Raw genomic sequence first — 22,678 nt, forward strand, 5'->3', positions numbered from 1 at the left:
GTCAATCTACATTTTCCTATGTAAAAAAGAAGCAGTGCCTGAACCGAGCAACTGCTTCTATACGATTTCTACGTATACCTATTAAATTATCACTCGTTCACGAAACGTCCAACCCATACAGTCTGCACGCTTCTTCCAAGCCACCGACAAAATACGAATCCGATGTCGTGAAGGCCCATTCGCCGTCGATTTTGCGGAATTGTCCGAGCACCAGCGTATCGCAAACTGCACTCGGCATATATTCAAAGGTGTGATACAGATCAAGTTCATTATCAATCGTTAGCTCGACCTTCTGCTTGTACGCATCCAGTGAACCGACAATAATCACACGATGGCAGTGATCCGGTAGCTGCTCCAGATTGAGATACATCAGCTTCTCCCATGCAGTATCGTTGATGATACGCACGCATCCGCTCTGATGCTCCGGCTGATTGTAAAAGACAAAATCTTCTTCGCCCACACACCGATCATGATCATCCACCAGAAACGCGGAGATATCAATATCGATCTCATCGTCTGCTTCTTGCTTGGAGAGCTTGAGCTTCAATTCATTATCCGGTGAGATACCGATACGCGAACGCAATCGATCTTCCACTTTCCCTAGTTGCGTCTTATCCCATACTTCCACCTGTAACTGTTCGGCAAGCTGTAATGCCGCACGGCTAAAATAGTTAGTTGCCACGACCATATATTTGGAGCATTCATACATACGTGCACCAGCATACACTTCTTGAATCGCCTTAATTGGCACGACATTGCTGAAGCATTTCAATTGTACAGCTGTACGAATCTTCGCTTTGGTAATGATCAGATCGACGCCATAATCCGGCGCATACGGATCACTGGTCGGCATCTCGACCTCATAGCCGAGCTTGGTGAACAAATCCTGCATATGATATTCAAAGCTTTTGCCGTCCAATGCGATCTCTTCCAGCACCTGAGCGGTAAAATCATACGTTTCATTCAGATCGGGGACTCCATACTGCGCACCAATCTTCTCCATACCAGAGTTGTAGCCATTCCCAATCGCGTGGAATCGCCACTCCTGCTTGTACTGATACAAAGCGCCAAGCTCCAGTGCCGTATTGCCTTCGCAGGTATGCATATCGACCGTATACCGCAGCAGCTCACGGTTATCGTAGGTAAGCAGACGAATATAGACTTCCTCCGGTATACCGCCCGGCATCACCAGCGAGAACAATACCCGATCCTGCTGTGCCTGCTCAATTGCCGACAAGTTCACAATATACTGCTCCATATCAGCTGTTGGCAACTCACGACCGTCAATATGCGTCATACCAATCGTAGATTTGTTGCCGAAAAAGGCGATATTTTCCGCATTGTTCAGCTTTTGATTGTCCAGCAACATGGCAGCGCTCAGGCATTCCTGTTCGGACGTTTTCCAGCCAATTCCGATCTTGATATTTGTTTGCTGAATTTGCGTTTTGGAGCCTTTGACTAGCGGTACAGAACCCGATATATCTTCCGTCCGACTCATACGCACACGACCGTTTAATGGCAGGTCTGTTTTGTTAATATACTGTGTGAATTTGTTCAGTAGCTTGCGGTACAGCTCCGATGTTCCCAAGCTCGAAATCTTCGGAATATGACTCAAGTTCATATTTTTGAGCGGTTTTACCGTGCAGCGTAGCGGATACCCTTTGATCGAAACGAAATTCCAGAACAGATGCGGTGCATTCATGGATTGGATAACCGTTATGTACGGTGTCACTTCCTCGTCGGTAAACCAGATAATGTGCGTTAATTCGCTCGTATGAAACAATTCAGAAAATAAATCTACTTGTTCGCCGCGTTGCGGGTCTTTGCCATAAATCTGATCTTTCATATATTTGGTAGCATTGCTCTCTGTAAATTCTGGTAACCGGTATAAGTCACCATCTTGCTGTGCTAACGTCTGCACCGGATGATGCATCGACAATGGAGCTAGCTTGTTGAACACGGTCTGCATATTGCCTCGCCGCATATAGCGTTGCAGCCCTTCCGCTGCGTTCATAATAAAGATGTATTTGATCTTGGTACCATCTACGTCCTGTCTTGTTAGATACGAGCTATAGGACATACGGTGTTTGTGCACGGAACTCATGATAAGACCCCTTTGAATGAAAGATATTGGAACGATGTGAAGAAAATGCTATCTTCTCATACTATCTTTTTATCGGCAGGAAATAAATGAAATATATGGGAAAGGTACAAAATGTCTATGGAGATTTTCCAAATCGAGAAATAAAAGATGAAAACATTGTAATGGTTTTGACATTGCTTTTCTCATAAGACAGTTGTATTATCGTAAATGTAGCAACCATACTACAATTGTCTTACAGAAGGAACAAGGTAGCTTGACCGCCGCCGCAGGAAGGAGGCAATCATGGATAAGCTGAATCTGGTGGATTCTGAACTGAAGGTTATGTCTGTTCTCTGGGAAGAAGGCGACTCGCCCGCACGGCATATTGCCGGTATCCTGTCAGAGCAGTATGGCTGGAATGTGAATACCACCTACACGCTCATCAAACGCTGTATCAAAAAAGGAGCGATTGCCCGCTCCGAACCGAACTTTGTCTGTCATGCGCTTGTCACGCGCGAAGAAGTACAGCGAAAAGGCACGCTTGATCTGGTAGACAAGATTTTCGACGGTTCTACCAATAAGCTGTTCGCTTCGCTGCTGGGCAAAAAGGAATTATCCGATGCCCAGATCGAACGTCTGAAGAAGATGGTGGATGATCTGGATGAATAATCTCCAGCATATGAACTGGCTGCAAATGGATCTGTCCGCAGCCCTGCTCATTGCAGTCGTCATGATCATTCGTGTATTCTTCCGTAACAAATTGCCACGGCAAACCTTTATCTGGCTCTGGGGTATGATCTGGTTACGATTGTGCATCCCCTTATCGTTACCATCCCCATTCCAGCATCTGGCGTTGCCGTCATGGATGACATGGAGCGGGCGCAGTGGAACTACCGGAACATCCTCAGCGGTTCATTCTACCGCTGCCGGTCGCGAATCTGCATCTGTCAGCAGTCATCTGTCTGGTAGTACTTCTGTCATTACTGGCACATCCTCTACTGAACATGCGTCTTCCAGCTTCAACGGCTGGATGGGCGGCTTTCATGCCCGACCGGCTGCCCCGGTCGATCTGATTGCTGTCTGGCATGTGATCTGGATTGCTGGTGCGATTGCCTGCGGAGCCTTTCTCATTCTTGCGTATATGCGCTGGTATCATCGCTTTGCGCAGGCAGAAATCGTAGATCATCCATTCGTTAACCATTGGCTGTGTCGCCATACTTTACGTCGTCGCATTCAAGTTCGTCAGAGTGCAGACATCGTCTCACCGTTAACCTATGGCATTTTCAAACCTATTATTATCATGCCCATAACAACCGATTGGAACGATCAAGATCGACTAGATTATGTGCTTACTCACGAATACGTGCATATCCGCCGCATGGACAGTCTGATCAAAATGCTGATGCTGCTGGCACTCTGTCTGCACTGGTACAATCCGCTTGTCTGGATGATGTGTGCGCTCGTGAATCGTGATCTGGAATTAAGCTGTGACGAAACGGTTGTGCGTCTAGTCGGTCATGAACATCGTGCCGATTATGCCCGCACCCTCATTTACATGGAAGAACAAAAAGTAATGCTGCCTTCTACTGCCAACTATTTTAGCAAACTTGCGATTGAAGAAAGGATTGAATCTATTATGAACATGAAAAAAATGACTGCTGCTGCCGTATTGTCCGCTTCGCTACTCGTCGGAGGGACTGCTGCGATCGTAGCAACTTCGCCTGCCAATGCCGCTGTCACTACACCAGCTGTTGCGAAATCGACAACTCCAGCTGCCACAGCGTCCCATACTCTACAAGTCGGCGACACATGGAAAGTGAATAACGAGTGGGAATTCACCGTGAATTCTGTGAAAACGACGACTCTACGCGGGAAAAAGGAAGATGGTTATACAGACGCTAAACAAGCTGTTATCGTCAACTACAGCTACAAAAACATTCGTCCAGCCGGCGGCGAAGAACTCGCCTTTTCCAAAGCGAACTTTGACCTGACCGATGCCAACGATGCGAACAATCTGGTAGACGGCGCGCACAATGGAATCTCCCCGGCTGGTTCCGACAAAGCAGTCGGCGTAGCACCAGGCAAAAGCATTGAAGGCGCTACATGGGCATACGCATTCTACGACAAAGCTGCCAAAACTGTAAAATTCAATGTAGCCGGTTATGATGCGAAGCTGAATCTGCACGAAACTACATTTGTTGTGCCTGTTGAAGATGGCACTGCCAAATCCGGTAAATAAGCGATATTAGATAATCGATAATTGCAATACTGGATATGCTTCCATGAATACTGGATGTTGATCCGTCGATTGATCCATTTCTTTGTACTACATGCATCGAGCTGAGCGGATGCATCGTTATACAACAATATCAATGCCAAATAAAAAGCAGGAACAGACGGTGTATATAACCTACACGCTGTTCCTGCTTTTTCGTTTCTACCTAGATTCTATAGCGATTCCACATACAGAGTAAGAGAAGTACCTATCGGTCTTGGAACGATTATGTCTGCAATCGCTTCATCGCTTCGTCAATATTCACTTCCATAAATAGCGCACCGTCCAACGGATTATAAATATACGCATCAATCTCTCGAAAACCAAACGACTCGTACAACCGACGTGCCGGAATCATACTTTCCAATGTATCCAGACGCATAGTCGCATATCCCAGTGTCTGTGCATGCCGGAGCGCTGTCTCTACGAGCAATCTCCCTAACTTGAGCCTGCGATACCGATCATCCACATACAATCGCTTCATCTCGCAAGCATCGTCTGACTCCGGGCGAATGCCGATGCAACCTGCTGCCTGACCATCCACAGTGACCAATAACAAGGCTCCTTGCGGAGCAGCATACTTGCCTGGTAATAGCTTCAGCTCAGATTCTACATCTTGAAAAGCAATGTCGACTGGCAACGCATAGACATAGTCAGTAAATAGCTGGCGGATCATATCCAGCGCTTCCGGTTGTTGCGCGTCCACCTGCTGAATCTCAACGTGTGGCGGCGAAGCAGCATCGATGGATGCAGATGCAGCAGGTGCCTTATTGTCTTCCGGTGTTGTCATAATTAAGTGTACCTCCTGCCAACATAGTAGTATTATCGTACACTATGTTGCTAAGGATGTGTATCATTTGCAAATGGTGATACAGGGCAGTCTTGTCCCATCAGTTGATCATTGCCCATTCTTCTTCCATCAATGCAGCGTGGATCATCGCACCTGTACGGCTTCCAGCAGCAGCGGCAATAATGAGCTGAGACGGTCCACTAATCGTTGTATCACCAGCGCTGTATACACCATTTGCCGTAGTCATGCCGGTGGCATCGGTGACGATACCACCGTTCTCGTTCACTTCATATTCCAAGCTGTTCTGATAATCCGCTTTGGACAGAAACTCCGGTATAATGAAGCCACCGCTGCGCTCTACCTTTGTCCCATCCTCTAACTCTACTGCTGTCAATTGTCCATCCAGATGCTGCAATGCTGCAATCCGTGTACTTACAACTGGAATATGATGCTGCTCCAATTGTTGCAGTTGCTCCTGATCCAGCACATCCAATCCATTCGTAAATACAACTAGCTCGCGATTCCAAGCATATAGCATTTTGGTCAGGTGCATCACGCCTGCTGGACCCGCAATGACAGCCAGCTTGTGATGCTGCATTTCCCAACCATCGCAAAATGGACAGTTAAACAAGCTTGTACCATAACATTGCTGTAAACCGGGTAACGATGGGAAGGCTTCCTTCAACCCAGTGGCGATTAGCAATTTGCGAGCATACAGGGTGCTGCCATCAAGCAACTGTACACCAAATGTATGATCTGCCTGCTTGTCTACCGTCTGAACACGCTTGACCATATGCTCTACTGTCGGATAACGTAGCACTTCTTCATATGCAATTCGCCGAAATTCTGCGGGTTTGATCCGATCGCGTGTAAGATACCCATGCGACTCATGGGTCACTTTATTTCGCGGATCGCCATCGTCGATAATTAGTACCTTTCGCTTCGCTCTGCCTAACACTAGCGCTGCATTCAGTCCAGCAGGACCGCCGCCAATAATAATGCAATCATAGATCGTCGTCATATTTATTTTCCTCCTGAGGTGTAGATTGTAGTTACATGATCGTGCAAGAATGGATTTTTAGAGAAGGTAAGAGATGTAAGGGATTTTCAGAGATATTAAAGACTCATTATATCTGTAATTAGGGCGCGATAAAACATGATCCCAATCCATTCGGCAGTCTGCCAATGCGCCAGACTTCTGCTGATACATTAGTTGATGTAAAGCGGCTCATCTATGAAGATGAGCGCGCATTTGGGCTGTTAGATCGGATAGCTTTTGCTGCCGAAGGTAATCTTCCATCGTACCTTCTGCTTTCACCATGACCTGCTCAATCAGACACTCCGATCCGTGGTTCAGATGACACTCGAATAGAGACGTTGTGCCCTCAATCGCATGAATGACATCAAGAAACGAAAACTCTTCCCAATTTCGCCGCAACCGATAACCCCCATTGGCACCGGATGAAGACTCGACCATACCAGCCTTCGCTAGCTTGGTCAGAATTTTGGATAGGTACGTTGGAGAAACCTGCTGCTGATCTGCAAGCTGCTGCACTCCGGTCAAGCGGTTCGGTTCTGCTGCCGACAGATGTAGCATCGTATGCAGAGCATAATTGGTTGCTTTAGAAAATTTCATACTGTATCGCCGCCTTCATAACAGACCATATTCGTCTATTCTATCTCTATTACTTCTCATCCATTGAATATCATGCAGAATGAAAAACATTCAATTGCAGACTTTACGGGTCTATAATATACGTATCCAGATCAAACGTCAATGAAAATCTCTGCTGCAAATTAGACAATCAAACGATCAATTCCTGCTTATGCAACTGTTCCAGCACTATCTTGCTAACAGCAGATACGCGCTCCAGATCAGTGTAACTCAGCCATGCCAGTTCTTCAATCTCGCTTTGTGGTGATAGCTCACCTTGATAATCGGCAGTATAACAAGTGAGTCGAACAGTGATGCCTTCCGCTTTGCCATCGGCAGCCGCTTCGAATGTCCCAGCGTGTTCAATCGTCTCCTGCGACAGCTGCACATTCAATTCTTCCTCTACTTCGCGAATTAGCGTTTGTTGATCCTGTTCACCTGATTCGCGCTTGCCACCAGGAATGTAAAATAATTCTTTGTCTTTGGAGCGTACGCATAGAATCTTTTGCTCGTTCAGGTAAATCCATGCGATTTTATCAATAGTTTGAGTCATGTGAAAGTCTCCTTTGGGGTATATTGTATTTTACAATGCTGCCTTGGATGCCAATTCTTCCAGTTGCGGTCTGTCCTTGATCACAATCAATCCGCGCTCACGCCGGATCATTCCTTGCTCGCTAAATTGACGAATGACGCGGTTGAGATGGCGGTAGCTTGTGCCGATCAGATTGGCAATATCGGTTAGACTGTAATCAGATGGATGACCGGTAGATAGTTCACTATACTGCTCGGTTGTCACTGAGAGCAAGTAACTGGCAAGGCGCGTCTCCACCGGGTACATCAGGTTGAAGCTCATCGAGTCGGATTTGACCCGGAATTTGTACGTGATGATATGCAGCAGAAAACGTAGCAATGGCGGGTGATCCTGACCGTACCGATATAGCCATTGATAGCGAATGCCGAGTACTTCCACTGGCGTTACCGCCTGCACCGTATTCATCAGCTCCACCTGTTCGACGTACTCGATATCGCCGATCATTTCCGGTGGTGTCTTCAAAGACAGCACTAGCGTTTTGCCTTCTGGTGAGGTGAGCGATGTTTTGGTTGTGCCTTTGACCAGTACATATAGAATCTCCGAGCGCTCTCCTTGCGCGCACAGCACCTCGCCCGGCTCAAATGCAAATAATCCTACATGCGGCAATAGCGGTTCATGAAACACATCCTCAATTCCAAATTGCTGCAAATACGCGTGCAGCCGCTGTTGATTGTGAATCTCCTGCATGATACCTACCACCGTTCTTTCGTTCTTGCTTTTATTATACCGAAACGTATCACAGTGTAGACTAGGACATATGTCCTTAAATCACAAATTTGAAATGGATAGACAGATTCAGCAGCATTATATATCGTTTATGATATTTGATATACTGCAAGAGCATAACTCTAAACAGACTGGAGGCATCGATATGGCTCTCGAACTCAATACACTGGATCATTGGGATGAATCGCTATGGCAGCAGATGAAGCCCATTTACGAAGAAGCATTTGAACATGGTGCCAAGCCGGAGCGCATCCTCAAAGTGATGCTGGAGCGGCGATTGGCTTATATGCATGCCGCATATGACGATGGTGAGCTGGTGGCAATGGCATTTACCGGATTGGGGGATTCGCCAGAGCAATCTGCGCTAATTATTGACTATATGGCGATTCGTAAGGATCGGCGTGGTCGCGGAGAAGGCAAGTTATTTTTCGAATTGCTGCGTGATTGGGCGGTATTGACGTATGATATAGCAGCGATCATTATCGAGGCGGAAGCAGCAGATACGCCGGAGAATCGGGAACGGATTGTATTCTGGGAGAAATGCGGATTTACTCCAACCTCGTATGTGCATCATTATATTTGGATACCGGAAACGTATCGTGCACTCGTATTGCCGATTGATCCTTCATTTGCAGTTGCTGATGATGGAGAGTCATTATTCCGACAGATTACCCACTTCCACGAGCAAGCTTTTCGTAAAAAATGGGATGATTCTACAGCGCAGCCACGCTCTTGATGCAAGCTGCATTGGTTTGCCATGATCGGAGATTTCCAGAGATTTTAGACTTGGCTCAGCATTCACCTTTCTAAAATTGTTGAGATTATATTCATACTCCGGGTCTCATATCCCTTGTCCAAACGCAAAGAAGACTCCTGCCAGCATGGAGTCTTCTTTGCGTGCAATTTAGAGTGAACCATAACATAGTAAGATCAGTCTCAATACAATCAGCTCAATCGCAGTACGATGACACCGATAATCATCAGCCCAATACCGAGCAGATGCGTGATACTAACACGTTGCCGAATCGTCCCGAACCAGCCTTGGCTGTCGATCGTAAACGTCATACATAGCTGCGAGATGAGCAAAATAGCAATCGTCAGCGTCGCTCCGATCCGGTGCATGGATGTAATATTGCTAAATACGATCACCGCTGCAAAAGCACCGCTAAACCAGTACAACTTTTTTACTTGTAACAAGCCCGTCCAATGATTGTTGCGCATGAACAGCATAATGATACCTGCCAGAATAAAGCCGCCTAGCTGGTTGATAATGACGGCTTTCCAAGTACCGACAAACTGCCCGGTATGCGAATTCACAATTCCCTGCAAGCCGAGAAAGATACCCGCCAGCAGCGAAAAGACTACGCCTTTCATCTGTCCGCCTCCTCTGTCTTCTACCTCTACAGTATACTAGAGTAGATGCAGCATGTAGTTAGGACATACGTCTTGTCGTATTGCATATGTTACAGCTTTTGCCCAGTTGGTGGTAAATTGTGCATTCGACGTCTGCGGCGGCGATACAGCTGATATCCTTTGCGTACGCCTTCAAGCATGAACGCAGGAATCGGGAAAATTAGATGCGAAGCAACTGGCCAATAGATGCGATAATATGCCTTTTTGAAATCGTCCCACATGCGACAGGACTCCTGCTTAGAAAAGTCGGATACATCAACGATCAGACCGCGTCCGTGATGCACCATGACATTTTTGGCATGTACATCATGCGGGCGTAAGTGGACAGAACGTGCATAATCAAGTGCAAGGTCAATATCGCGAATGGCGCGTTCTGGTACAACGACGCCTTTTTGCAGACATTCATATACGGTCATGCCCATCAGTCGCTTCAGAATTAGAAATTGTTCTCCTGCATAATAACAGGTTGAATATGCCGGATGATCACCTAGCAGACGATATACACCATATTCCTCTTCCAAACCGGGTTTTCCGTCGGCATAGACTTTGACCGCATGCTCTGGATACTGTGGATGGTAGAGCACAGCAGCATAATTGCCCGCGCCGAGCAGCACCCACGGCTGGGGATAAGATACAACTTGAATCGGCTCCAGCGGATCAACACTCTCAATGATCAACTGAGGCAGCAAATCAGTATATACATATTGGATTAACTTTTCCATACATGGCACTCCAGTCGTTAATAGATACGGATGATTGCAAAAGATAAACGTAGAATACAGCACGAATTTGAATACGGTGTGAAGTGATGCGTAATGATACTATGTTGGAATATATATAGGAACTACAGCAAGAATCGTCATAGTGGCAAAGCATAGATGGTATGTAGTTCAAATTTGACGCTTTGTATACTATATCGGCAATGCGCAATAAAATAAACAGCTGCCCTAATACAGGCAGCTGCTCAGATATATGCTTACATTCTTCCCATACAGAATAGATCAACGACCCTCTTATCTAAATATATCCAAGGTAGTTAGCATGGTTGCCCATTCATGAATACATGTATATATTCCAATCCGTTATCCACACATTAGCTCAGCTTGATGCTGCTCAGGCTACCGCCACTCGCAAATAATCGATCAATCTTCTTCTCTACATCCGCATCCGGTACAAGCGGTGGTGCCTGATGTGGTTTGATACGAGCGTCGATTATCATATTATCGCAGCCCCAGTGCTTGTATTCGTACGAGCTGTTTGTTCCATAGATATCATGCGATGGATTGCTACGCGTGAATGTTACCCAGAGGAAGTTGCTCAGATTAGCGCTGACCATTGCACTATCATCGCACAAAATGATCATCGGCGCGCCTTCCAATCCTTCCTGTGCTTCCAGACTGGCACAGATGTCGGCGAGTTCCTGACGAGCAGCTATATAATCGGTAAATGGCTTGCTCTGTATCGCCACTACACCCGGCATGACCAGATATGGATCATGCAGTGTACGCAGCCCTTTTAGTGCTTCTGGTACTTCACGGCATAGCTCGCGGCGCTTGTCACCGTAGGCAGCAAAGATTACTTTACTGCCTGTATTCAAGCCAGTACCAGAGTAATCCAGCGTATCTATCGTTGTGTTCGTTTGAAAATGAATATCCCGGCGCAGATCCATCCGTTCAAGAATATAACCGATAAATTCAACTTCCTTGTGTGTATCCAGCGGCTGCTGATCCTCGGCAGTGATAAAAAGGTATTTGGCAAGGCTAACTTGACCGGTGCCAAGAATCCGATTGGCAATTGTTAGCAGCTCGGCAGGCTGCTTCACCTGCTGATACGGCGTATACCGTTCACTCCCGATAGCGAATAGCAGTGGATGCACACCTGCGGCATCCACGGCGTGGACTTCTTTGACACCCGGAATCTCTTGTTTGACTGCATCGCCAGTCAATTCATGGATCAGCTCGCCAAACACCGTATCTTCCTGCGGTGGACGCCCTACAACGGTAAACGGCCAGATGGCACGCGGTCTCGCATACACACCATGCACTTTGAGCACTGGGAAATCATGTACCAGACTGTAATAGCCCAGATGATCGCCGAATGGCCCTTCCGGCTTCGTATCCTGCGCATGAATCTCGCCCGTAATTACAAAATCAGCATCGTTGCTGATCGCATAACCATCGAGATAGCTATAATTGAAACGACGACCTGCCAGCAATCCGGCAAACGTCAATTCGCTCAATCCTTCTGGTAGGGGCATGACTGCGGATAACGTATGCGCGGGTGGCCCACCGACGAAGATACTTACTTTTAGCGGCTTGCCCTGTTGATTCGCCTTCGACTGATGCACACCAATTCCGCGATGAATCTGATAGTGCAGACCGATCTCACGATTCAGCTCATAGTCATTGCCCGTTAGCTGAATGCGATACATGCCAAGATTGGAGTTCATGATGCCCGGCTTATCCGGGTCTTCACTGTAGACGAGCGGCAACGTTACAAACGCTCCGCCATCCATCGGCCAATGCTGAATGAGCGGCAGATCGGAGATTTGAATCTGCTCGGCTGCGGCAGGGAGACTATTGCCACGTTCATTCGGTAATGCTTTGTAAGCGGCAAGTCCGTTACGTACATTGGACAACGGTTGCTTGATCGCCTTCATCGGGTCGTTACGCAGAGCAATGACATTGCGTGTCGATTCCCAAGTATGTCGGAAAATAAAACGGCTGCGATCCATCGTACCGAAAATATTCGATGCCGCCCGAAAACGCGAACCTTTTACATTTTCAAATAATAACGCCGGTCCACCGGCTTCATATACACGCAGATGAATCGCCGCCATCTCCAGATGAGGATCGACCTCTTCCTTGATTCGGAGCAGATGACCATTCTTTTCAAGATCAAGCAGACATTCTTCGAGATTGCTATACATATCATTTCTCCATTTCATCATGACAGAGATAGTTGAAATTTTCGTTATTCACTTTATTATAATCGGATTGCGAAGCAGAGACAAAAGCCTAACGGCAGATTGTTCGACAATTTTGCAACAGCGACTGCCAGATGTACTGTTTCCTATGTATAAGCAGATATATATCCGCCTGTCTCCAACACATATTCCCCCAAAACAAAAAACTCCTTATGATACAAGCAGCTGTCTACGTATCGAGTCAGCACTTGTATCACAAGGAGTAGATGAATATCCTATGGATGCGAGCATCATTGTTGATTCTATTGCATCTTTGCTTGCATCGTTCTTTTTTATGCTTTGCGCAGCAATCGCGTCATTGCGTTGATCATACCAGAATGAGCCGCTTCATGCGCAATATTCATCTCCAGCAGATCGTGAACGATTTTGGCACCAGCAAAGTTATCCTGTACCGCCACTGGTTCGTCCAGCTTGCTACCAAATGTCTCGCGTAGCTCATCTACTTGACTGTTGAAGACGTTCAGTACTTCTTCCCAGCTTGGCGGCTCGCCGTGCCATTCCGATGGACGCGTATTCGGCGCGAAGAATGTGGAATATTCCACAGGCAAGCGGCGCGTCTGACCTGCAAACCCATAAATGATATTATCAGCAATCGTCACGATGTGACCGAATTGCCAGTGAATATTATTATTAAAATCCTCCGGAATGATCTCGATGTGTTCCTCGCTGATCCGGTCGAGATATTTCAGCATATTTTGGCGTGTTCTCGCCATCCAATCAAAAACAAATGCATTGGACATAATTATAATTCCTCCTGTATGTTCTGCATCATGACCTGTCATCAGGTCCTTGAACATCGTAACCCGAATCCGCAGGTCATGTCCAATCTGGTACTATCATTTCCGCTGAAAATACACTTTGTCTCCTTCTGTTACGGACTCTACGAAGCCTTCATTGCGCAAATATACGAGTCGCGCCAGTGCTGTATAAAATTCCAACAGCTCTTGCGACGCTGGTCTGCCAGTACCGTAAATCTCGCGACATAGCTGTCCAGCCGTTCGTCGCCCTTCTGTCAGACTGCCTAGAATCTGCTGCATACGAAAGTGATGTGCATTACGAATATCGCGAATCCGCTGATGCAGATCATGAATCACATGATCATGTCCGGGCAATACCAGCTCCGCTGGATACGTCTCAATCAGATCAAGCGAATGGAAATAATCCTCCAGCGGATTCACATCCTCCTCGCTCCAGAATGGAATGACAGGCGCCGTATCCGCAAACATCAAATCTCCCGCGATCAATAATTTGGATGGGGCATGCCAAAAGCAAAAATGATCCGCCGCATGTCCCGGCGTCCAGATCGCTTCATACGGTTCATCGCCAAGCATAACGATATCGTGATTTTTATACAATTCATCCGGCTCCAACCATACGCTACCCATATAACGGTAAAATTGCCGTTCTTCAATCTCTGGTCCATCATATTTACGGTTAAATGCATAAGGTGTATGGTCATCCGGCTGCTTTTGCTCTAACAGACGGTGATACGTGCTCATCAGTTCATAGCTGTTACGTGAACAAATGACGGGAACGTTCCACTCTTGTTGGAACCAAGGTGCCAGTCCAATATGGTCGGGATGGGTATGGGTAATGATCACCTTTTCGATCACAAGTCCGTTGTCGCGTAGCTGCTTCCATTCACGGCGCGTCGCTTCATCCTGTACGCCAGTATCCATAACGGTATATCCGTTCTTGCCTTCAAAGAGATAGCTGTTCACTGTGCCTTCCCCATAAGGAAGCGCCAGTCGGTATACGTGATCTGCCAGTCTAACAAGTCGTTTAACCATGATGTCTCCTTTTGAAGATAAGATGAGGCATGCGGTAATGCCGATGGTTCATGTTATAGTTTAATATACTTTTTCTGGCATCACCATAGCGGATGATACGGAATTACGGTGACATAACAAATAACCGCCGATATTCTCTCTACATCACCAGACCATCAGCAGATGGCGGCTATGTAAAAAGAGTCGGCGGTTCGTTGCAGTCATGAAAGCGATCCTGTCGGCAGGGTGCGTGCCAGTGATGCTTTTGACTGATCCGTAGTGGATGTGTTTGCCCGCAAATGGCAAAAGACTGGACGACAGAGCGACACTGCACGCACGGCTTTACGGAGCCGGGTGCACTTCCCGCAGAGACTTACGTATCGGCTCGGCGGGGTTGAGATACGTTGGAGCTAGATGCTGTTGTGTACGGTCATGATGTAGTGACATAGGGACGGACGACATGTGAAATGGGGAAATGCAGATCATCCTCATTGACCGGCATCTTCCGTTGGTGCCTGCTTTGTTCCTGTTTTCTCATGCAGGAGTTGTAAGCTGTTGTATAGCCACTGGGCAGCTTCGCCACGAGTGAGCTTTTCGTTTGGCTGGAAGGTGCCGTCCTCATGCAATGTGATGATCTTGTAATGCAAGGCACGCTGGATCGCTCCCTGATTGCCGGCGGTAATGTCGGATTCATCCTTGATGTCCGCCGGAACGAGATTGATCATCGGTAAACCGGCTTTACGTTCCAGTGTATCCATCAGCAGTGTCGCAAATTGCTCGCGGCTGATGGAATCTGCTACATTCACGCTTTTGTCCAGCTTGACGTCGTTGTAATACGCGAATACGAGGGCATCTGCATACCATGCTTTGTCGGATACATGGGTATACAGATCGGTCGCTACTGGCATTTTGATAAAGCGCATATTGTCGATGTTGAGATCATATGCGTTCATCAGTAACGTAATCGCCTGTGCGTAGCTGAGATCACTTTCCGGTTCGAAGCTATCCTTGCTCATGCCGGCAATCACTCCTTGCTGCTGTAGGCTCGTAATCGCTTGCTTTTGCTGCTGATTCACATCGTCAAATGCTAGTGCACTTCCGGTGCCGCTCAGCAGTAACGTAGCCGATAGCGCTGCCGTGATTACTATTTTCATGTGCATTTCCTCCTTTCCATGGAGCTGTGTACTTGCCTCTTCATGATGTACACAATGCAAACGGAAGGAATGTTGCAAACGTTATTATTTTTTGTGGAAAATATTTTTGCAGTTTCGGTATGCGTGTATGCATATTGAACAGACGAGTGAGGAACGTGTACATTTCGTTATGGACTAAGGACGGCTTGGCGACAGATCGTACACGCAAAATAGCAGTATACCTACTTCAAGTAGATATACTGCTACTTCGTATGCAGATTGGCATCATGTTCAATCTGCACGGATATGTTCAAACGATGGATATGTGGCGATGATTACTCAGCGTACTCAACGTTGTGATACACCTGTTGTACATCTTCCAGATCTTCCAATGCGTCGATCAGCTTCTCGAATTGTGCTTCAGCCGCTTCGTCTGGCAGTGTCACAAATGTTTGTGGCAGCATAGTCAGCTCGGCTACGCTGAATTCTTCGATACCGACATTTTTGAACGCTTCTTGAATGGCATGGAATTGATCCGGCTCCGCGTAGACGATGACAGACTCGTCTTCTTGCACGATATCGCGTGCATCGACATCTGCTTCCATCAGGATTTCCAATACTTCCTCTTCGTTCTTACCCGTCACGCCGATCACAGCGGTCGATTCGAACATGTACGCAACAGAACCGGCTACGCCCATGTTTCCGCCGTTTTTGTTAAATGCGGAACGCACTTCCGGGGCGGTACGATTGACGTTGTTGGTCAGTGCGTCGACGATGATCATCGAACCGTTCGGACCGAATCCTTCGTAACGCAGCTCAGAGTATTGTTCTTCTCCACTGCCTTTTGCTTTATCCAGCGCGCGATCAATGATCGCTTTGGGTACATTATATGTTTTCGCACGCTCAAGTACGACTTTCAGAGCACTATTGGATACGGGATCTGGTTCGCCTTTTTTGGCAGCAACATAGATTTCCACACCAAATTTGGCATAAATCCGGCTTGTATTAGCGTCTTTATTCGCCTTTTTTTCCTTGATATTATTCCACTTACGGCCCATACGATCCGCTCTCTTTCTGCTTGTGAATTTATACGCTATTCATTATAGCGCGTTTTGCAGCGTAATCAAAATATTTTACCTATTCCAAAAGAAAATCCTGTTCAAGTCGGAACTCAAACAGGATGTCCATTCATGATGTAACTACAAATGACTAAGCGCTATTGCTTGATTAGAATACTTTTGTCGTCCACGATTCGCAGTTCCATGTCTCCGTCACGATATCGCGGTAAAATTCCGGTTCGTGAGAGATCATCAGAATGCTGCCTTTGTACGCTTGCAGCGCACGTTTCAATTCATCCTTCGCATCCACGTCCAAGTGGTTGGTCGGCTCATCGAGTACGAGGATATTCGTTTCGCGGTTGATCAGTTTGCACAGACGAACTTTCGCTTTTTCGCCACCGCTCAGAACGGCGATTTTGCTCTCGATATGCTTGGTCGTCAGACCGCATTTTGCCAGTGCCGCACGTACTTCAAACTGGGAGAAGCCTGGGAACTCATTCCAGATCTCTTCGATACAGGAGTTGTAGTTGTCCGACTTCATCTCCTGCTCAAAGTAACCGATCTGTTGGTGCTCACCGCGTTCTACTGTGCCGGAGAGGGCTTGAATTTCGCCGAGAATGCTGCGCAGCAGCGTCGTTTTCCCGATACCGTTCGCGCCGACGAGAGCAATCTTCTGCCCGCGCTCCATACGCAGATCCAGCGGACGGGACAATGGATCGCCGTAACCGATGACCAGATCTTTCGTTTCAAAAATAACCTTGCCTGCCGTACGTCCAACTTTGAAGTTAAATTGCGGCTTCGGACGCTCCTGCGCCAGCTCGATCACTTCCATCTTATCCAGCTTCTTCTGACGAGACATCGCCATATTACGGGTAGCTACGCTTGCTTTGTTACGTGCTACAAAGTCTTTCAGCTGCGAGATCTCCTGCTGTTGACGTTTGAATGCCGATTCAAGCTGTTGCTTTTTCATATCATATACTTCAAGGAAATAATCATAATCGCCGACATAACGATTCAATTCCTGATTTTCCATATGGTAGATGATGTTGATGACACTATTCAGGAAGGGAATATCGTGAGAAATGAGGATAAACGCATTCTCATATTCCTGCAAGTAACGAGTCAGCCAAGTGATATGCACTTCATCCAGATAGTTGGTCGGCTCATCCAGAAGCAGGATATCCGGTTTCTCTAACAGCAGCTTGGTCAGCAGGACTTTGGTACGTTGTCCGCCAGACAAGTCGTTCACGTCTTTGTCCAGACCGATATCAGTCAGACCGAGACCACGCGCGGTTTCGTCAATCTTGGCATCGATCAGGTAAAAGTCCTGTGCGGTCAGTGTATCCTGAATTGTACCCACCTGCTCCAGCAGGTCTTCCAGTTCTTCGGGCGTGACATCACCCATTTTGCCGTACATATCATTCATTTCCTGCTCCATATCGAGCAGATATTGGAATGCACTCTTGAGTACGTCACGGATGGTCATGCCTTTTTCCAGTACGGCGTGCTGATCGAGATAGCCGACACGCATCCGCTTTGACCACTCAACTTTGCCTTCATCTGGTTGCAGTTTGCCTGTGATAATATTCATGAAGGTGGATTTACCTTCACCATTTGCGCCGATCAGACCGATATGCTCGCCTTTTAACAGACGAAACGATACATCTTTAAAAATAGCCCGGTCGCCAAACCCGTGGCTTAACTTTTCTACATTTAGTATGCTCATTCATTACACCTTTTCTATTGGACTTTATGCCTGCGTGGATTGCGGATCAATAGGGCAGGGACATCTCGTCTTATTATAGTGATATATGTGAGACAACTCAATGGAAAGTTGATTGATTTCATCGATTTTCCTGAGAATCCGTATTCTATATCATAATAGATCTTGTAACCTTCCAGTTGCTGACATGCAAATCAGATTGCAATCCAATCCATATTGATCAAACTTTGGAATACTACATATAGCAAAAAATACAACAAAAAAGTCTCCTGTCATCAATCATACAGGAGACTTGGATGATACTAAACAACACAATGTACTAAAAGCCATATACCAAAAGCTGTGTGCTAGCCTCTTTTTCTGCGAGTCATAACGTCAAAGATTACGGCGAGTGCCAGTACAGCACCGCGGATCATATATTGATAGGAAATGCCTACGCCGAGCAGGTTCATACCACTGGAGAGCGATGCCATAACGACGGCACCGATGATGGAGCCAGTGACTTTACCGACACCGCCAGCTGCGGATACGCCACCGACATATGCTGCTGCGATGGCATCAAGCTCGAACAGTGTACCTGCTGTTGTCGTTGCAGATTGCAAACGGGACGTGTACAGAATACCGGACAGCGCGGACAGCATGCCCATGGAGCCGAATACGATGTACGTAATCTTTTTGACATTGATTCCGCTCAGGTGAGCAGCTTCCGGGTTACTACCAACAGCGTAGATGTGACGACCGAGTACAGTACGTGTAGTTAGGAAATGGTACACGATGACAACCGCAAGTGTGATAACGACTGTCCATGAGAAACCGTGATATCCGGCGAGAATCCATGTTACGTAGGCGATAATGAGCGAAACGAAGATTAATTTGACGGCAAAGATCGGTTTGGATACGACTTCGAATTTGTATTTCAGCTTCTGATTGCGTTTGCTGAATTCGGAATAGATGAAGAATAAAATAATCAGTCCACCGATGATGAGAGACAGCAGGTTGAGTCCGCCTACTTGACTAAGTGCTGGCAAGTAATCGTTACCGATTGCGTTGAAGGTCTTATCTTTGACGATGATCGTACCGGTATTCTCGGTCACTTGTAGCAAAGCGCCGCGGAAGATGAGCATTGCAGCGAGCGATGATACGAATGACGGGATACCTACGGAAGCGACCAGTACACCATTGAACATACCGATCACGATACCGAGTACCATAATGATCGGAATCGTCAGGTACACCGGCATACCAAGCTGGGACAGCATAATGGCGGCAATCGCACCCATGAAGCCAGCGGCAAAGCCGACAGACAGGTCAATATGACGAATGACGATAACGAGTGTCATACCGACAGCGAGTACCGCGATATATCCGGTTGCATCGAGCAGGTTACTAATGTTGCGCGATGACATGAACAGACCGTCAGTCAGAATGGAAAATGTCAGCATGATAACGAACAGGGCGATATACATACCGTAATCGCGGATATTCACTTTGAGCAGGGATCTTGCTTCAGTAAAGAAGTTCACGGCCAGTCCTCCTATTGTGTGGCAAATTTCATAATTTTCTCTTGATCGGCTTCTTCAATCGGAAGTTCGCCCTTGATGCGTCCTTCCGCCATGACATAGATGCGGTCGCTCATGCCCAGCACCTCGCCCAGTTCGGAGGAGATCATAATGATGCTCATGCCTTCACTGATCAGCTTGTTCATGATCGTATAAATTTCAAATTTGGCGCCGACGTCGATTCCGCGGGTTGGCTCATCGAGAATGAGCAGCTTCGGTCCGACGAACAGCCATTTGCCAAGCGATACCTTTTGCTGATTGCCGCCGCTCAAATTGCCCACGACCTGCTCGATAGACGATGCTTTGATGTACATCGAGCTTTTGTAGCCACTGGCAACGTGAACTTCTTCGTTTTCGTTCAAGATACCGCCAGAGGAAATGCCTTTCAGGTTAGCGGCGGTGACATTGCTCTTAATATCCTGAATGAGGAATAAGCCGTCGCCTTTGCGATCTTCAGTTACATAGGCGATACCAGAGCGAATCGCATCGCTTGTATGCCGGAAGTTCTTTTTCTGACCATCGACGAACAGTTCGCCTTCCAGCTTGTAGTGCTTTGGATTGCCAAAGATACTGAGTGCAAATTCAGTACGCCCCGAGCCCATCAGTCCGGCGATACCGACGATTTCGCCTTTTTTGACATGCAAATTGATATGTTTGGCGACATGACGACCAAGTTCCTGATCGTAAGCGCTCCAATTTTTCACTTCAAGAATATGACTGCCAAACCGTTTGTCCGGGCGCTTCGGATAAATGTCTTCGATATCGCGTCCAACCATGTTTTTGATAATCACGCCTTCGGTCAATTCGCCTTGGGACGCATCTAGCGTACAGATCGTTTTCCCGTCTCGCAGTACGGTTGCTTTGTCTGCAATGGAGATAACCTCTTTGAGTTTGTGCGAGATCATAATGCAGGTGATGCCCTGTTGCTTCAGATCACGCAGCAGTTCGAGCAAGTTCTCGCTGTCATTTTCATTTAGTGCTGCTGTTGGCTCATCCAGAATGAGCAATTTTACGTTTTTGCTGAGTGCTTTGGCAATCTCGACGAGTTGCTGTTTCCCTACACCTAGATCACGGATGAGCGTCTCCGGGTTGACGTTCAGTTTTACTTTTTTTAGCAATTCGCGTGCTTGGATAATCGTCTCGTTCCAATCAATTACGCCGCCCTTTTTCACTTCATTACCGGCGAAGATATTCTCGTACACGCTCAGATCAGGAAACAGTGCTAGCTCCTGATAAATGATAGCGATGCCGGTTTTGACGCTGTCGCTGATCTTGGCAAAATTCTGCACATTGCCTTCAAAAATAATATCGCCTTCGTACGTGCCATAAGGGTACACACCACTGAGTACCTTCATCAGCGTCGATTTGCCAGCTCCGTTCTCGCCGATCAGGCAGTGAATTTCGCCTTGAGCGACTTTGAAGTTAACGTCGGATAAGGCTTTGACGCCTGTAAAGCTTTTGGAAATGCCTCTCATCTCCAGTATGTTTCCGTCCATTGATACTCCTCCTTACCCGCCTGCTTGCTCTCGTTTGTTTACTTATTCACCGTTCATTTTGTTCATTACATGACAATGTTCACCATGTGTATTTAATTGGATGGAATTGCAAAACAGGAACAGCATCCCGTCCCTGTTTTGCCGTTTGCCATCTGTAGCTGATGATGCCGACTGAGCTTACAGTCCAGTAAAGTCGGACGCTTTGTAGTAGCCGGAATCGATCAGTTCTTTTTTCACGTTGTCTTTGTCAACGACGATGACGTTGGTTTGTTTTGCTTTTACGTCAACGCTGCCGTTATTGTAGGAGCCTGTTGTTTCTGGTGTTTTGCCATCCAGAATTTCGACAGCCATACCCATTGCATCTTTGACAAGTGTGCGTACATCTTTGAATACAGTCATCGATTGTTTGCCGTCGATGATGTATTGGATCGAAGCTTGCTCAGCATCTTGTCCAGTGATGACATAGCTCTTAATTGCTGTGTCAGCGCCGAATACGTCAGCGATCGAACGAGCTGTACCATCGTTTGGTGCCAGAACCGCTACATCGCCTTTCATATCAGCTGCTGCGGCAGTTAAGTGAGTTTGTGCTTTGTTTTTGGCTTCGTTTGGATCCCAGTTCGTTGTAACTTGACCGATGATAGAGCCGAGTTGGTCACGAGACAGTTCTTTTGTAGCTTTCAGAGCTTCTGCTTGTGAGGAGTTAGCAATTTTGAATGTGCCATCAGCGATTTTCGGTTGCAGTACTTCCCATGCACCTTGGAAGAACAAGAATGCGTTATTGTCAGATGCTGCACCTGCATACAGGTAGAGCGGTTCGCCAGTACCTTTGGCATGGTCAACCAGGTATTTCGCTTGTGCTGCACCAACAGCCAGGCTATCGAATGTTACATAGTAGTCAACAGCATCAGTATCTGTGATCAGACGGTCATAGGCGATAACGGTAATGCCTTCTTTTTTGGCGGATTCAACAGCGGCTGCTGCGGCTGCACCGTCTTGTGGACAGATGATCAGCACTTTGATTCCTTTATTGATCAGTGTTTCCACGTTTTCTTTTTCCTTAGCGGATGAACCTTGACTGAACAGAATCTCTGTCGAGTACTTCGTGCCGGACAATGCTTCTTTGAAGCGCTGCTCATCCTGTACCCAGCGTGGTTCGTCTTTGGTTGGCAGGACGATACCTACGCTGATCGCTCCATCGCCACCACTTCCACTACTGCTAGTGCCTCCGTTATTACAGGCGGACATAATGAGCGAGAACATCATCACGATGATCAGCAGGGAGATTCCTTTAACATGTTTCTTCAATGGTAGTTGCCCCTTTCGATGCTTGTCTGTTTGCTTACAGGTCAATCATAGCATCGCTTTCTGGTAATGTAAGCGCTTAAATATAGCACTCTTTTGCGACCTTCTGTACTTTTTTA

The 22,678-nt window shown here is 46.9% G+C and carries 20 protein-coding genes; 3 read left to right on the forward strand and 17 right to left on the reverse strand.

Features of this window, described 5'->3' with window-relative positions; genetic code table 11:
- Window positions 1–97: 97 nt before the first annotated feature.
- Window positions 98–2,104, reverse strand: a complete 2,007-nt coding sequence (locus tag ACDE64_RS11740) for a TerD family protein (RefSeq protein ID WP_411350156.1) — start codon at window positions 2,102–2,104, stop codon at window positions 98–100.
- A 282-nt stretch (window positions 2,105–2,386) separates the two neighbouring features.
- On the opposite strand from ACDE64_RS11740, the gene ACDE64_RS11745 reads away from it, so the two are divergent.
- Together ACDE64_RS11745 and ACDE64_RS11750 are read left to right on the forward strand one after the other, a co-directional pair.
- Window positions 2,387–2,752 (forward strand): BlaI/MecI/CopY family transcriptional regulator, encoded by a 366-nt coding sequence (locus ACDE64_RS11745; protein WP_411350157.1) that lies wholly within the window; start codon window positions 2,387–2,389, stop codon window positions 2,750–2,752.
- Window positions 2,745–4,322: a M56 family metallopeptidase gene (locus ACDE64_RS11750; RefSeq protein WP_411350158.1), complete on the forward strand. Its 1,578-nt coding sequence runs from the start codon at window positions 2,745–2,747 to the stop codon at window positions 4,320–4,322. The genes ACDE64_RS11745 and ACDE64_RS11750 overlap by 8 nt, the downstream gene beginning before the upstream one ends.
- Window positions 4,323–4,584: 262 nt before the next feature.
- Here the strand turns inward: ACDE64_RS11750 and ACDE64_RS11755 are convergent, their stop codons facing one another.
- The 5 genes from ACDE64_RS11755 to ACDE64_RS11775 all read right to left on the reverse strand — a co-directional run bounded on the left by ACDE64_RS11755 (window position 4,585) and on the right by ACDE64_RS11775 (window position 8,081).
- Entirely contained in the window at window positions 4,585–5,148 is a 564-nt protein-coding gene (locus ACDE64_RS11755; protein ID WP_411350159.1) for a GNAT family N-acetyltransferase, read from the reverse strand.
- Window positions 5,149–5,248: 100 nt separating this feature from the next.
- A complete protein-coding gene (locus ACDE64_RS11760) occupies window positions 5,249–6,169 on the reverse strand; it encodes an NAD(P)/FAD-dependent oxidoreductase (RefSeq protein WP_411350160.1) in 921 nt (306 codons plus the stop codon).
- A gap of 207 nt (window positions 6,170–6,376) precedes the next feature.
- On the reverse strand, window positions 6,377–6,784 hold the full coding sequence (locus ACDE64_RS11765; protein ID WP_411350161.1) for an RrF2 family transcriptional regulator: 408 nt from the start codon (window positions 6,782–6,784) through the stop codon (window positions 6,377–6,379).
- 169 nt (window positions 6,785–6,953) lie between these two features.
- Window positions 6,954–7,355, reverse strand: a complete 402-nt coding sequence (locus ACDE64_RS11770) for an NUDIX hydrolase (protein WP_411350162.1) — start codon at window positions 7,353–7,355, stop codon at window positions 6,954–6,956.
- Between the two features lie 30 nt (window positions 7,356–7,385).
- Window positions 7,386–8,081 (reverse strand): Crp/Fnr family transcriptional regulator, encoded by a 696-nt coding sequence (locus tag ACDE64_RS11775; RefSeq protein WP_411342397.1) that lies wholly within the window; start codon window positions 8,079–8,081, stop codon window positions 7,386–7,388.
- A gap of 184 nt (window positions 8,082–8,265) precedes the next feature.
- On the opposite strand from ACDE64_RS11775, the gene ACDE64_RS11780 reads away from it, so the two are divergent.
- Window positions 8,266–8,856 (forward strand): GNAT family N-acetyltransferase, encoded by a 591-nt coding sequence (locus tag ACDE64_RS11780; RefSeq protein WP_411350163.1) that lies wholly within the window; start codon window positions 8,266–8,268, stop codon window positions 8,854–8,856.
- A 209-nt stretch (window positions 8,857–9,065) separates the two neighbouring features.
- On the opposite strand, the gene ACDE64_RS11785 is transcribed toward ACDE64_RS11780, so the two are convergent.
- From ACDE64_RS11785 to ACDE64_RS11835, 11 genes are all read right to left on the reverse strand, one after another.
- Window positions 9,066–9,494 carry a DMT family transporter gene (locus ACDE64_RS11785; protein WP_411350164.1) on the reverse strand — a complete coding sequence of 143 codons (429 nt, stop codon included), beginning with the start codon at window positions 9,492–9,494 and terminating at the stop codon, window positions 9,066–9,068.
- A gap of 89 nt (window positions 9,495–9,583) precedes the next feature.
- Entirely contained in the window at window positions 9,584–10,255 is a 672-nt protein-coding gene (locus ACDE64_RS11790) for a serine/threonine protein kinase (RefSeq protein WP_411350165.1), read from the reverse strand.
- 371 nt (window positions 10,256–10,626) lie between these two features.
- Window positions 10,627–12,462: a UbiD family decarboxylase gene (locus ACDE64_RS11795; protein ID WP_411350166.1), complete on the reverse strand. Its 1,836-nt coding sequence runs from the start codon at window positions 12,460–12,462 to the stop codon at window positions 10,627–10,629.
- A gap of 329 nt (window positions 12,463–12,791) precedes the next feature.
- Window positions 12,792–13,259, reverse strand: coding sequence for a DinB family protein (locus tag ACDE64_RS11800; RefSeq protein WP_411342402.1), 468 nt, complete (start codon window positions 13,257–13,259; stop codon window positions 12,792–12,794).
- A gap of 96 nt (window positions 13,260–13,355) precedes the next feature.
- The gene (locus ACDE64_RS11805; RefSeq protein WP_411342403.1) at window positions 13,356–14,309 is read right to left on the reverse strand and encodes an MBL fold metallo-hydrolase; all 954 of its coding nucleotides are present in this window, start codon (window positions 14,307–14,309) and stop codon (window positions 13,356–13,358) included.
- A gap of 467 nt (window positions 14,310–14,776) precedes the next feature.
- On the reverse strand, window positions 14,777–15,442 hold the full coding sequence (locus ACDE64_RS11810) for an S-layer homology domain-containing protein (RefSeq protein WP_411350167.1): 666 nt from the start codon (window positions 15,440–15,442) through the stop codon (window positions 14,777–14,779).
- Window positions 15,443–15,756: 314 nt separating this feature from the next.
- Window positions 15,757–16,479 (reverse strand): YebC/PmpR family DNA-binding transcriptional regulator, encoded by a 723-nt coding sequence (locus ACDE64_RS11815; protein WP_411350168.1) that lies wholly within the window; start codon window positions 16,477–16,479, stop codon window positions 15,757–15,759.
- A gap of 169 nt (window positions 16,480–16,648) precedes the next feature.
- Window positions 16,649–18,205 carry an ABC-F family ATP-binding cassette domain-containing protein gene (locus ACDE64_RS11820; RefSeq protein ID WP_411342406.1) on the reverse strand — a complete coding sequence of 519 codons (1,557 nt, stop codon included), beginning with the start codon at window positions 18,203–18,205 and terminating at the stop codon, window positions 16,649–16,651.
- A 344-nt stretch (window positions 18,206–18,549) separates the two neighbouring features.
- The gene (locus ACDE64_RS11825; RefSeq protein ID WP_411342407.1) at window positions 18,550–19,725 is read right to left on the reverse strand and encodes a sugar ABC transporter permease; all 1,176 of its coding nucleotides are present in this window, start codon (window positions 19,723–19,725) and stop codon (window positions 18,550–18,552) included.
- 11 nt (window positions 19,726–19,736) lie between these two features.
- A complete protein-coding gene (locus ACDE64_RS11830) occupies window positions 19,737–21,257 on the reverse strand; it encodes an ATP-binding cassette domain-containing protein (protein WP_411350169.1) in 1,521 nt (506 codons plus the stop codon).
- Window positions 21,258–21,434: 177 nt separating this feature from the next.
- Window positions 21,435–22,562: a sugar ABC transporter substrate-binding protein gene (locus ACDE64_RS11835; protein WP_411342409.1), complete on the reverse strand. Its 1,128-nt coding sequence runs from the start codon at window positions 22,560–22,562 to the stop codon at window positions 21,435–21,437.
- Window positions 22,563–22,678 lie beyond the last annotated feature (116 nt).

It is taken from the genome of Paenibacillus sp. WLX2291 (genome assembly GCF_046603665.1).
Taxonomy (GTDB): Bacteria; Bacillota; Bacilli; order Paenibacillales; family Paenibacillaceae; genus Saccharibacillus.